The sequence below is a fragment of the Luteibacter sp. NPDC031894 genome, assembly GCF_050273135.1.
GTDB lineage: Bacteria > Pseudomonadota > Gammaproteobacteria > Xanthomonadales > Rhodanobacteraceae > Luteibacter.
In genome coordinates this window covers 194,011-206,106 of the sequence record NZ_JBNNMV010000004.1, presented here as the reverse complement: position 1 = coordinate 206,106, position 12,096 = coordinate 194,011, and the positions used below count along the sequence as shown (strand labels likewise).

11 protein-coding genes and 1 tRNA gene are annotated in these 12,096 nt (G+C 67.9%); 8 read left to right on the top strand and 4 right to left on the bottom strand.

Annotated elements, in window-relative coordinates; all coding sequences use genetic code 11:
* Nucleotides 1-82: 82 nt before the first annotated feature.
* The 8 genes from ACQKIE_RS13030 to ychF all read left to right on the top strand — a co-directional run bounded on the left by ACQKIE_RS13030 (nt 83) and on the right by ychF (nt 7,627).
* Nucleotides 83-1,738: a tetratricopeptide repeat protein gene (locus ACQKIE_RS13030; protein ID WP_427459706.1), complete on the top strand. Its 1,656-nt coding sequence runs from the start codon at nt 83-85 to the stop codon at nt 1,736-1,738.
* 116 nt (nt 1,739-1,854) lie between these two features.
* The gene (gene lolB / locus ACQKIE_RS13025; RefSeq protein WP_427459704.1) at nt 1,855-2,472 is read left to right on the top strand and encodes a lipoprotein insertase outer membrane protein LolB; all 618 of its coding nucleotides are present in this window, start codon (nt 1,855-1,857) and stop codon (nt 2,470-2,472) included.
* 150 nt (nt 2,473-2,622) lie between these two features.
* On the top strand, nt 2,623-4,008 hold the full coding sequence (gene ispE / locus ACQKIE_RS13020) for a 4-(cytidine 5'-diphospho)-2-C-methyl-D-erythritol kinase (RefSeq protein WP_427459701.1): 1,386 nt from the start codon (nt 2,623-2,625) through the stop codon (nt 4,006-4,008).
* 66 nt (nt 4,009-4,074) lie between these two features.
* Nucleotides 4,075-4,151 (top strand) — tRNA-Gln (locus ACQKIE_RS13015).
* Nucleotides 4,152-4,203: 52 nt separating this feature from the next.
* Complete coding sequence (locus ACQKIE_RS13010; protein WP_427459699.1) at nt 4,204-5,160, top strand: ribose-phosphate diphosphokinase; 957 nt, start codon at nt 4,204-4,206, stop codon at nt 5,158-5,160.
* An 81-nt stretch (nt 5,161-5,241) separates the two neighbouring features.
* Nucleotides 5,242-5,880: a 50S ribosomal protein L25/general stress protein Ctc gene (locus ACQKIE_RS13005; RefSeq protein ID WP_427459697.1), complete on the top strand. Its 639-nt coding sequence runs from the start codon at nt 5,242-5,244 to the stop codon at nt 5,878-5,880.
* Between the two features lie 43 nt (nt 5,881-5,923).
* Entirely contained in the window at nt 5,924-6,502 is a 579-nt protein-coding gene (pth, locus tag ACQKIE_RS13000; protein ID WP_427459695.1) for an aminoacyl-tRNA hydrolase, read from the top strand.
* Between the two features lie 33 nt (nt 6,503-6,535).
* The gene (gene ychF, locus ACQKIE_RS12995; protein WP_427459693.1) at nt 6,536-7,627 is read left to right on the top strand and encodes a redox-regulated ATPase YchF; all 1,092 of its coding nucleotides are present in this window, start codon (nt 6,536-6,538) and stop codon (nt 7,625-7,627) included.
* A gap of 2 nt (nt 7,628-7,629) precedes the next feature.
* Here the strand turns inward: ychF and ACQKIE_RS12990 are convergent, their stop codons facing one another.
* The 4 genes from ACQKIE_RS12990 to ACQKIE_RS12975 form a co-directional block, all read right to left on the bottom strand.
* Nucleotides 7,630-9,186: a hypothetical protein gene (locus ACQKIE_RS12990; protein WP_427459691.1), complete on the bottom strand. Its 1,557-nt coding sequence runs from the start codon at nt 9,184-9,186 to the stop codon at nt 7,630-7,632.
* A 139-nt stretch (nt 9,187-9,325) separates the two neighbouring features.
* Complete coding sequence (locus tag ACQKIE_RS12985; RefSeq protein WP_427459689.1) at nt 9,326-9,709, bottom strand: STAS domain-containing protein; 384 nt, start codon at nt 9,707-9,709, stop codon at nt 9,326-9,328.
* Nucleotides 9,706-10,125: an ATP-binding protein gene (locus ACQKIE_RS12980; RefSeq protein ID WP_427459687.1), complete on the bottom strand. Its 420-nt coding sequence runs from the start codon at nt 10,123-10,125 to the stop codon at nt 9,706-9,708. The genes ACQKIE_RS12985 and ACQKIE_RS12980 overlap by 4 nt, the downstream gene beginning before the upstream one ends.
* Entirely contained in the window at nt 10,106-12,019 is a 1,914-nt protein-coding gene (locus ACQKIE_RS12975; RefSeq protein WP_427459685.1) for a SpoIIE family protein phosphatase, read from the bottom strand. Before ACQKIE_RS12975 ends, ACQKIE_RS12980 begins: the two co-directional genes overlap by 20 nt.
* Between the last annotated feature and the right edge of the window lie 77 nt (nt 12,020-12,096).

Here is a 12,096-nt window from a genome sequence, read left to right as displayed (position 1 = left end):
GCTGAGCGGTCGGTCCAAGTTCAAGCGAATGCGGCAATGTGTGGTCCTGGCCGCGGTGGCGGCGCTGGCCGGATGCGCCACGATGCAGCCCACCGAGGCGCCCAAGGCCACCCGGACGGGCGTGCAGCCGCTGGACCGCCTGAACGTGGCGATCGTGCCGCCCGAGCGCGACCTCCAGGCCCAGCTGATGGCGGGGGATTTCGCCCTGGCCGCCAGCGATCTCAAGGCCGCCTCGGACGCCTACGGCCGAGCCACCGTCCTTAGCGACGATCCCAAGGTGGCCGCCCGCGCGACGGAACTGGCCCTCGCCGTGCACGATCAGGCGGCCGCCGCCACGGCGGTGGCGCGTTGGGCCGCGCTCGGTGCCCGGCCGGTCGAACTGGCCTCGGCCCGGGCCCGCATGGCCCTCGACCGTGGCGACACCGCGGAAGCCCAGCGCCAGCTCGAGGCCCTGGTGGCGACCGGCGATCCTGATGCATGGCGGGAATTCGGGCGCATCCTCGCCAGCGGCCGCGACTCTGCCCAGGCAGGCCTGCTGCTCGAGCGGATCGCCACGCCGCAGCGGCTGCCGAATGATTCTTCCGCCTGGCTGGCGATGAGCGAGCTCGGTGAGAACCTGGGTCGCCACGACTACGCGAAGACGATCGGCGATGCCGCACTCGCCCGGTTCCATAACGGCACGACCTACGCGTGGGCCGGACAGCGCGCCTTCCAGGCTGGCGACAAGGCGGGGGCGAGGAAGCTGTTCGCCCGCGCGGTGGAGCGCGATCCGAAGAACGCGCGCCTGCGCATGGCGTACGCGGCCTTGCTCGTTCAGCTGGACGACCGGGCCGCGGCGACGAAGCTCCTCTCCACCGGCGCCCAGAACACCGACACCTACGCGATGCGCCTCAGCCTCGCGGCTCACTCCGACGACAAGCCGGCGATCCGCCGGCTCTACGACGAGATTCGCCGGCGCCCCGATGACGTGCAAACGGAAAACGCCTTCACGCTCGGTCAGTTGGCGGAGTTGCTCGGCAAGCAGGAAGACGCGTTGGATTGGTACGCCGCGGTGGGCGACGACGACCCGCGCATCTTCGACGCCTCGGTGCGCAGTGCCGTGGTGCTGCACCTGCAGGGCAAGGACAATGACGCCCACGAGATCGTGGCCGAGCTGCAGACGACGTACGCCGACCGGCCCGAGCAGCTGCTCAAGGCCTTCGCGCTCGATGGCGAGCTGTACATGGATGCCCGCCAGTTCGACGCGGCCGCGGCCGCATACGACAAGGCGCTCCGGGTGAAGGCTGACGACCCCGACGTGTTGTACAGCCGCGGGCTCGCATACGCGGAAGCCGGCCGTGTCGACGCCGCCGTCGCCGACTTCCGCAAAGTGCTGGAACTCAAGCCCGGCGACATCGAGGCGAGCAACGCGCTGGGTTACACCCTGGCGGACAACGATCGCGACCTGACCGAGGCACAGAGCTTGATCCAGGCCGCCCGAGCGGCGCGGCCGGACGATCCCTCCGTTGCGGACTCGTGGGGTTGGCTGAAGTTCCGACAGGGCCAGCTCGACCAGGCGGAAAGCACCTTGCGCAGCGCGTGGGCCCAGCGCAAGGACGGCGACATCGGTGTGCACCTCGCGGAGGTGCTGTGGACCCGCGGCCGCCACGACGAGGCGCGAAAACTGCTCAACGAGGTGCGCCGCATCGACCCGAAAAACGCCGCCCTGGAAAAGACCGAGCGGAAACTGCAGCCTTGAGCGATCCCTATAAGCCCCCGGTTCCAGCCCGCTGGAACCCGATCCTGTCGGCGCTTGCTCGGTGGGAGCCGACCCTGTCGGCGATTCCTGCTAAGCGCGGCCGCCATGGGACCCTCATGCTCCGTAGAACGAATCGCCTCCTCGCCATCCTGTCGGTGCTCCTGCTCGCCGCCTGCGCGACCACCCGCCCCCCCATCCACCAAGCCGGCGACCCCGCAACCCTCGGCTTGCAGGAACAACGCGAGAAAGCCCTGGCCGACTCCGACCACTGGACGCTGGAAGGCCGGCTCTCCGTCTCCAACGGCAAGGACTCCGGCTCGGGCGGCCTCACCTGGCGACAGGATGGCGAGCGCTACGAATTCACCGTGCGCGCACCGGTTACCGGACGCAGCTTTCGCCTCACCGGCGGCCCGGACGGTGCCGAACTCGAGGGACTGGATGGCGGCCCTCGCCGCGGGCCGGATGCCGAGTCGCTGATGGCGAGCGCGGTGGGTTGGCAGATCCCCATGGTCGAACTGAAGCGGTGGGTCCTAGGCCTCCGTGCCGACGGTGGCGCCGCCGACATCGCCTTCGGCGCCGACCGCTTGCCCTCGCGCATCGTGCAGGACGGCTGGACGGTCGACTACCGGCAGTGGGACGCGACGAGCCAGCCACCCATGCCATCCCGGGTGTTCGCGGAGAAAGCGCCCTACAAAGTGCGCCTCTCGATCGAGGACTGGACCTTCGGCAACTAGACCTGAGATCCAGATCCCTGCCTGGTGGGAGCCGACCCTGTCGGCGATCCCGCGATAGCGGGCATTCGTGTCGCAATGACCCACCGGGCAGCGCGGACCGCCAGCGCTGTCTCGCTATACTCCGCGCCTTACGATTTCTGGCTCTCCGCGATGCATTTCACCATCACCCGCGCCCGCGACGACGATGCCGAGCGCCTGTGCGCCATCGAGCGCGTCGCGGTGGAACTCTTTCGCGGGCATGAGGCGTGGCCGTCGTACTCGGGCATGGCGTTGCCCGTCGACACGGTCCGCGAGCTGATATCGCGCGGCCTCGTATGGGTCGCCGCCGTGGACGAGGGCGTGGTCGGCTTCGTCTGTCTTTCCCCGGAAGGAACCGACGTCATCGGCGTCGCCGAGATCGACGTGCTGCCGGCGTTCGGCGGCCGGGGGATCGGCGCGGCGCTCCTCGAACATGCCTGCACCTGGGCACGCGAAGCGGGGTATGCCGAAGTCACGCTCGGCACCCTGGCCGACGTTCCCTGGAACGCGCCGTTCTATGCGAAGCACGGCTTCGTCGTCGTCGACAAGCACGCCCCGCGGTTCGCGGAGGCCCTGGCGCGCGACCGCGAGAATGGCTTTCCCGACCACCTGCGCGTGTTCATGAGCCGCCCGCTGGTGCCGCTGGCCGAGGGTGACTGGACCGTCTGGCCGGCACCGGCCAAGCTCAATCTGTTCCTGCGCATCGTCGGACGCCGCGATGACGGCTACCACGACCTGCAGACGGTCTTCCGCCTCCTCGACTGGGGCGACGAAGTTCGCCTGCGCGTGCGCGCGGACGGAGTCATCGCACGGCCGACGCCCGTCGCGGGGGTGCCCGAGGACGCCGACCTGACGGTGCGCGCGGCCCGCCTGCTGGCCGCCGAGACCGGGACGCCCCTGGGCGCCGAGATAGCCGTCGCCAAGCGCATCCCCCTGGGGGGAGGGCTCGGCGGCGGCAGCTCCGATGCCGCCAGCGTGCTGGTGGGTCTCAATGCCCTGTGGGAAACCGGGCTCGACGAGGACGCGCTCGCGGCCATGGGTGCCAGGCTCGGCGCCGACGTCGCCGTCTTCGTGCGCGGCCGCTCCGCCTGGGCCGAGGGGGTGGGCGAACGCCTCACGCCGATGCGCCTCCCGCGGCGCTGGTACGTGGTCGTGGACCCCCACGAACACGTCCCGACGGCCGCGCTGTTCGCGGCGCCCGAATTGACACGTACTGCCCCGCGGGCGACAATTTCGTCCTTTGTTTCCGGGGATACGACGGAAAACGCCTTCGAACCGGTGGTTCGTGCGCGCCATCCGCGGGTGGCCGCGGCGCTGGACTGGCTCGGTGGCTTCGGCCATGCGCGCCTGACCGGTAGCGGCGGCTGCGTCTTCATGGAAACGAGAACCCACGAGGCGGCGCTTGGCGTCGCCTCGCGCTGCCCCGGGAGCTTCACGGCCCACGTGGCGGCGGGTGTCGATCCGTCGCCGCTGCTGTTGGCGCGGAACCGGATCGGGGCGAGGGACATCGTGTCGTAAGGACGGGTAGGGCCGCGGGCTGCGGCAAAGCCATGGTGGGCCGGATGGCTCGCCGGAACGAATTGTTGGGGCGTCGCCAAGCTGGTTAAGGCACGGGATTTTGATTCCCGCATGCGCAGGTTCGAATCCTGCCGCCCCAGCCACCTCGCGGTGGCAATGACGAACCAACCCACTCTAGACGCCAGGAGTTCCCTCGTGGATACGTCCACCCCGATGCTGTTCAGCGGCAACGCGCACCGCGCGCTCGCCGACGATGTCGCCGCCCGTCTCGGTATCCCGCTGGGCAAGGCCCTCATCGGCCGGTTCAGCGACGGTGAGGCGCAGATCGAGATCGAGGAGAACGTACGTAAGCAGGAGGTGTTCGTCATCCAGCCGACGGGCGCGCCCAGCGCGGAGAACCTCTTCGACCTGCTGGTGCTGACGGATGCGCTCAAGCGCGCCTCGGCCGGCAGCGTCACCGCGGTCATGCCGTATTTCGGCTATGCCCGGCAGGATCGTCGCCCGCGCTCGGCGCGCGTGCCGATCACGGCGAAGCTGGCGGCGAAGATGATCGCCACGGCCGGTGCCGACCGCGTGCTCACGATCGACCTGCACGCCGACCAGATCCAGGGCTTCTTCGACATCCCTGTGGACAACGTGTACGCCTCGCCGGTGCTCCTGGCCGACATCTGGCGTCACCACAGCATGGACGACCTGATCGTGGTCAGCCCGGACGTCGGCGGCGTGGTGCGTGCGCGTGCGCTCGCCAAGCGCCTCGACGACGCCGACCTGGCCATCATCGACAAGCGCCGCCCGAAGGCGAACGTGGCCACGGTCATGAACATCATCGGCGACGTGGAAGGCAAGACCTGCGTGCTGGTCGACGACATCGTCGATACCGCCGGTACCCTTTGCGCCGCCGCGGTCGCCCTGAAGGAGAAGGGTGCCCGCAAGGTCGTCGCCTACTGCGTCCATCCGGTGCTCTCGGGAGCCGCGATCGACAACGTGGAGCACTCCCAGCTCGACGAACTGGTGGTGACCAACACGCTGCCGTTGCGCGACAACGCCCGTAACTGTGCGAAAATCCGCCAGTTGTCGGTCGCGGAACTGCTCGCGGAGACGATCCGCCGCATCGCCTTCGGCGAATCGGTGAGCTCGCTCTACATCGACTGACCCATCGCTTTTTCGGGCTCCCCTGGTCGCGGGGGAGTCCATTACCCACCGCCGCGAGGCGGTTTACTTGAGGCAACACCAATGGCTACCAATCATCAGCTCACGGCTACGAGCCGCAGTGTGGAAGGGAAGGGTGCGAGCCGCCGCCTTCGCATTGCTGGCTACGTGCCGGCGATCGTGTACGGCGCGGGCGAAGCCCCGCAGGCGATCCAGGTCCTCCACAACGACGTGCTGCTCGGCTCGCGCTATGAGTCGTTCTACTCGTCGGTGATCGACCTGACCGTCGACGGCAAGCTCCAGAAGGTCCTGATCAAGGACTGGCAGAAGCACCCGTTCAAGCAGCTCATGCTGCACATGGACTTCCAGCGCGTTAACGAGAACGAGACCATCCGCGTCGCCGTTCCGGTGCACTTCCTGAACCAGGAGAAGTCCCCCGCCGGCAAGACCGCCGGTCTGGTGATCTCGCACAACCTGACGGAAGTGACGGTCGCCTGCCTCCCGGGCAACCTGCCGGAGTTCATCGAACTCGACCTGGCCGACCTGAAGGCCGGCGACATCATCCACCTGTCCGACCTCAAGCTGCCGGCCGGTGTGGAAATCCCGGAACTGGGCCTTGGCAAGGAGCACGACGTCGCCGTCGTCACGGTGGCCTCGATCCAGGAAGAAGTCGATCCGGCAGCCGCCGAGGGTGGCGAAGCCCCGACCGACGAAAAGAAGTAAGAGGGACCCTGTGGGAGCCGCCATGGCGGCTCCCACATGAATCATGGCGACACTTCGTCTTATCGTCGGCCTCGGCAACCCCGGGGCCGAATACGTCAGGACCCGGCATAACGCCGGGTTTTGGTGCGTCGATGCGCTGGCCATGGACCAGGGGGAGCGTTGGGCCTTCGACGGCAAGCTGCACGGGGAAACCTGCAAGCTGCGCATCGCCGGCGAAACCGTCTGGCTGCTCAAGCCCGCCACGTTCATGAACAAGAGCGGCCTCGCCGTCGCCTCGGCGCTGCGTTACTACAAGATCGCGCCGGAGGAGTGCCTCGTCGCCCACGACGAACTGGACCTCCCGCCCGGCACCGTTCGCATGAAGTTCGACGGCGGCCACGGTGGCCAGAACGGATTGCGCGACATCATGGCCCACCTGGGCCACGGCAAGTTCCATCGCCTGCGGGTCGGCATCGGCCACCCGGGGCACAAGGACAAGGTCACCCCGTGGGTGCTCGGTCGCCCGAGCGCGGCCGACGAGGACGCCATCATGCACGGCATCGGGCGCGCGTTCGACGTGCTGCCGCTGGCGCTGGACGGCAAGTTCGAAGAGGCGATGAAACGCCTGCACACGGTCGACTGACCCACCTCCACTCCACTCGGACACAGATTCGCCATGGGCATCAAATGCGGCATCGTCGGCCTGCCTAACGTCGGCAAGTCCACCCTCTTCAATGCGCTGACCAAGGCTGGCATCGCCGCCGCCAACTTCCCGTTCTGCACGATCGAGCCGAACACCGGCATCGTGCCCGTGCCGGATCCGCGCCTGGACGAGCTGGCGGCGATCGTGAAGCCGCAGCGGGTGATTCCGACCACCATGGAATTCGTCGACATCGCGGGCCTCGTGGCAGGCGCGTCGAAGGGCGAAGGCCTCGGCAACAAGTTCCTCGCGCACATCCGCGAGACGGACGCCATCGCGCATGTCGTGCGCTGTTTCGAGGATGGCAACGTCATCCATGTCGCGAACAAGGTCGACCCGATCGCCGACATCGAAACCATCGACACCGAACTCGCCCTCGCCGACCTCGAGTCCGTGCTGAAGGCACTGGACCGCGCCACGCGCTCGGCCAAGGCCAACGACAAGGACGCGCTCGCGCGCAAGCCTGTGCTGGAGAAGCTCGCGAAGACGCTCGACCAGGGCAAGTCGGCCCGCTCCGCGGGGCTCGACGCCGAGGAGAAGGCGCTGGTCCGCGACATGTTCCTGATCACCATGAAGCCGCTGATGTACATCGCGAACGTCGCGGAAGACGGCTTCGAGAACAACCCGCACCTCGATGCCGTCCGCGCCCATGCGTTGCAGGAAGGCGCGGAAGTCGTGCCGGTGTGCGCCGCCATCGAGGAAGAACTCGCCCAGCTCGACGACGCCGACCGCGACGAATTCCTCAAGGACCTGGGCCTCGACGAGCCGGGCCTGAACCGTGTCATCCGCGCCGGCTACCGGTTGCTGGGTTTGCAGACGTACTTCACGGCGGGTGAGAAGGAAGTCCGCGCGTGGCAGGTGCGCGCGGGTTCCACCGCGCCGCAGGCCGCAGGAGTCATCCACACGGACTTCGAGCGCGGCTTCATTCGCGCGGAAACGGTCGCTTACGACGACTACATCAAGTTCAAGGGCGAGCAGGGCGCGAAGGAAGCCGGCCGCCTGCGCCTGGAAGGCAAGGAGTACCTCGTCAAGGAAGGCGACGTGCTGCACTTCCGCTTCAACGTCTGAGCCTATAGGCCCGCGTCGCTGACGGCCTTCACTAGTACTGCCCAATCAGTCGGCCGCATGTGCATGCCGATCATCCGCAGCCCCTTCGTCGGGATCGGCGTCGCTTCGATCGAGCGCTCGGCTTCGAACAACGCCTCCGGCTGGACCAACGCGCCGTTCGGTCCCAGGGGCATGAGCATCTCGCCCGTGTGCAGCAGGCGGGCGTCGGCGATCCAGGTCATCTCCATCGGTTGCTCTCCCTGAGAGATGGGATAGAGGACGATGGCATTGTGGCCGCGGCCGATGGCGGTGGCCGTCGACACCGGTCGGATGTCGGGCGTTTTCGGATGCAGGGCCAGCGTGTCGGGAACGAGCGTATGCGGCGCGGAAAGGATCTTCCGGATCGTCGCCTCGTTGCGGTCGCGCACATAGATGGGAATGCCCCGCGCGACGTATTCGCGCACGCCGGCCACGTGCCAGTAGAACGCCGTCGAGGTGACCAGGGCCTTCACCGGTACGTGGGGGAAGCGCCGCGACGCCTCGTCCAGGACTTTGCGTGAATAGGCGTCGGAGATGGGCGCATCGATGATCACGAGGCCGTCGTCCTGACGCACGATGGTGCTGAACCACGAGCCAGGCACCTGCACGATTCCGGCAGCGATTTCCGAGATCGGTGCGTGCGGGTTCGGAGCGAAACCGACGGGCTGGCCAAGAGCGAGGTCGTCGACGGTGACATGCGACAAGGCAACCTCGCTGGGCGGCATGTCGAAGGCCTTCGCGTCGAGCGCATCCTCCACCTGCACGTCCGCACGAACGCTCGTCCGCAAGAGCACGCCGTTGCGGTAAAGGTCCGACTGGACGGGATAGCGAACGCCACCGAACACGGCGTAATTCATGAAATCCGTGCGGTCCTGGATATCACCGAGGGCGTTATAGGCGATGTCCTCCCCCGTTGCGCGACGCAGCACGCGCGTGCTCTCGATGGCGCTCGGCAGGTCGGTGACCGCGTCGATGAAGACGCGCACGGGGTAGCCGCCGGCCTGGAAGGACACCACATGCTGCGGGATGCCGTGCGGCGAGGCATCGGCGTCGCGCACGAGGTCCTGGGCTTTCACCGCGGCGAGCAGGACGGCGATGGGTTCGTCCATGTTCCAGGCCGGTGCCGCATCGAGTCGCGTGGTCCGCGGAGGATGCCCGTTGAAGACCAGGTCCGTGCGTTCCTCCGTGGGCGTGCGCAGGATGCGCGTGTGCAACGATGCGGGTGCCGCGCCGGCGCCGATCTGGCTTTCGTCGGTCAGGCGCCGTCCGCCGCGAAGATCGTCGATCTGCGTGGCGCTCGACGCACCCTGGAAAACGTAAGGCGCGTCGGCATGGTCGAATTCGACGATGTCCCACGATGCATTGATGGTGTCGGTGCGCAGGCTGGCCGCCTGGTGCAGGTCGTGCTGCTGGCCCATGGCCTTCAGCGCGCGCTCGACGAGCGCATGCGCGTCGTTGTCCGCCGCGGCGCGAACCGGCGATGCGAGGCCAAGGGCGGCCGCGATGGCCAGGGAGAGCGCGATTGGCGCGGGGAATCGCATGAATGACCCTCGATGGACGATGCCGGGCCATTCTGCCGGGGTCGTCCAGGCGGTCACATCCAAAACGGGGCCAGAGGCGTGTCTTCCGGGATGAGCGGCGCATCCTGGGCCGCCAGCGGAGATGGCTCCGGTCTTTGCTTCAACCGCCCGGCGAGGTCATCTGCCGCTGCATGTGGTCGAGGTACTGGTCGAGTTCGCCCACGTTGGCGAACACCTCGGCGACCGGCACCGCCTTGACGATGTCGAAGACCTTCTTCACCTGCGGCTGCGGATTGAGGAGCAGGGTGCGGCCGTCGCGGTCGTGCAACTGCCTGCGTAACTGGGCGAGGCTGCGCAGGCCCGCGCTGCTGATGTAATCCAGGCCGGACAGGTCGATCACCAGCGTGCCGCCGTTGTCCACGAGTGGCGTGATGTCTCGCAGCGCTTCGTCGAAAGCCGCGTAGGTCGCCGCGTCGAGCCGGCCTTCCAGCCACACGGTGCTGCGGTCGGTGGTGGGGCTTTCGCTGCGGACGATGAGGGTCATGTGGCTGGCTCGTCGGAAGGGTCGAAGCGGATGACGACACGGTTGCCGTGTGCGTCGCGTGCATAGTGGAAATCGCTGGCGATGCTGCGGGCGAGGTGGAGGCCGAGGCCGCCGATCTCGCGTCGCGCGATGTCTCCCGGCAAATCGGGCGGTTCGTGCTGCAGCGGATCGAAGGGCATCGCGTCGTCGCGCAATTCGAGGTGCACCACGTCGGCAGCGATCTCGAGCCGGATCTCGATGCTTCCGTCCCTGCCATCGGGATAGCCATGCCGCACGGTGTTCACCAGGAGCTCCTCGAGCACCAGGCGCACATCCGCGCGACAGGATGCGTCGACCTCGGCGCGATCGAGCGTGCCTTCGGCCCTGTCCAGCGCGAGGAACACGTCCTCGAGCCGGTTAGGAATGCGCAACCGCATCGAAGCGGACTCCCTTGGCGCCGGTGTCGTGCCAGGTGAGGACGAGCAGCGCGATGTCGTCGTAAGCGGGCGCGCCGTCGATATAGGCATCGACGTCGCCTAGGACCCGGTCCACGTACGTGTCGGGCGTGGCGCCTTCCTCGATGCGCGAGACGCTGTCCAGGATGGCGTGCGTCCCGTACAGGCGCTGGTTGGCGGCATGCGCCTCGCTGACGCCGTCGGTGTACATGAGCACGGTGTCTCCCCCCAGCAACGTAAGTACCCGCACAGGGTACCTTGCTTCCGGGTCCAGGCCGAGCGCCGGGCCCGTTTCGACATCGACGAGGGTGGCGCTGCCGCCCGCGTGGAGGACCGGTTGCTCGTGCCCCGCGCTGGCGAGGGAGAGGAGGCCGGTCTCGGTCTCCACGACGCCGCAGAGGAGGGTGACGAACATGCAGGTGTCATTGCCTTTGCACAATTCGCGATTGAGCGCGCCCAGTATTTCGCTGGGCGAGCGCGCATGGGTGGCGAGCGTGCGGGCGAGGGTGATCGTGCGGGCCATGAACAGGGCGGCAGGAATGCCCTTGTCGGATACGTCGCCGACCATCACGCACACGTGCTTCGCACCGAGCGTGAAGTAGGTATACAGGTCGCCGCCCACGGCGCTCGCCGGACGCAGTGCCGCGTGCACCTCGACCCGACCGTCGGCGGCCAGCCAATGCGGCTCGGGGATGAGGGCGAGCTGGATCTGCCGGGCGATCTCCAGCTCGCTGGCCATGCGCTCCTGCTCGCGGGCGATCTGCTTCGCCGTGTCGATATGGCCCGAGAGCTGGTGGCGCATCTGGTCGAAGGCCCGGGTGAGCCGGCCCACTTCGTCCCTGCGCCGGACCTGGGGCAGGGGGAAGTCGAGGTGGCCCCGCGCCACGTCGTCCGCGCGGTCGGAGAGGATCGCCAGGGGCGCCATCAGGCGCCGGGTGATGATCAGCGCGATGAGCGAGACGCCTGCCAGGGCGAGGAGTCCCAGGAGGATATCGACGTAATAGGTACGGCGAAGATCGGCGAACACCTCGCGTTCGGGCATGGTCAGGCCGAAGGTCCAGGTCGTTCCGGGAATCGCCACGAAGTAGACCCAGACAGGCTCGCTGACCCGGCCGCCCATTTCCGGCGTGATCCGCACGGGATTACGTCCTTCGGAAAGCGCCGCGCGGAAGGGCTTGCTGCCGCGCGTGCCTACGTACGACGTCCAGTCGTGGGCAAGGAAGACGCCGTTGGCGTCCACGACGAAGGCCGAGGCATGTTCAGGCTTGTTCAACTCACCCAGCAGTTTCTGCAGCCAGCCCAGGCTGATGGTCGCGTCCGCCACGCCGATCACCGGGCGGTCAGTCCCCGGAATGGCCACCGAGTAGCTCACCAACGTGTCGCTGCGCCCGACCGAGTGGAACGGTGCCTGCCAGCACCCGCGATCGCAGTTCAGGCCGCGGACGAACCAGGGCGAGGTCCAATAGACCTCCGGATCGTCGAGACGGCTGCCCATGCTGAGGCCGCCGTCGATGGCCCGTCGGGCCACCGGGGCATCGACCGGGCGCGGGGCGGCCGTGTTCCGGGGAATGAAGGCGGCGCTGATGTCGACCAGCTCGGGATTGACGGCGAGGGTGTCGCGGATGAGGGCAGGGGCCTCGTCGCGTCGCGTGGCGAGCAGCCCGGCAAGCACCCGAGGCACCCTGGACACGTTGTCCAGCCGGCCCTGGATTCGCGTCGCGGCCCAGCCGGAGACGGCGGACGCTTCCTGCTCGGTCTGGTCGAGGATCTGCTCCCGCGTATGCGACAGCATTAATCCGCCCGTGACGATCAGCACGAGCGCCGAGCCCAGGAGAACGCCCAGGGCGAGTCGCGTGGCGACGCTGCGAAGGACCATCGGGGCACTCCCGGCTATATGCAGCGAATCTATGCCGCCCCGGGCAGTCCGACAAGCCGCCAGACCGTCATAATGAG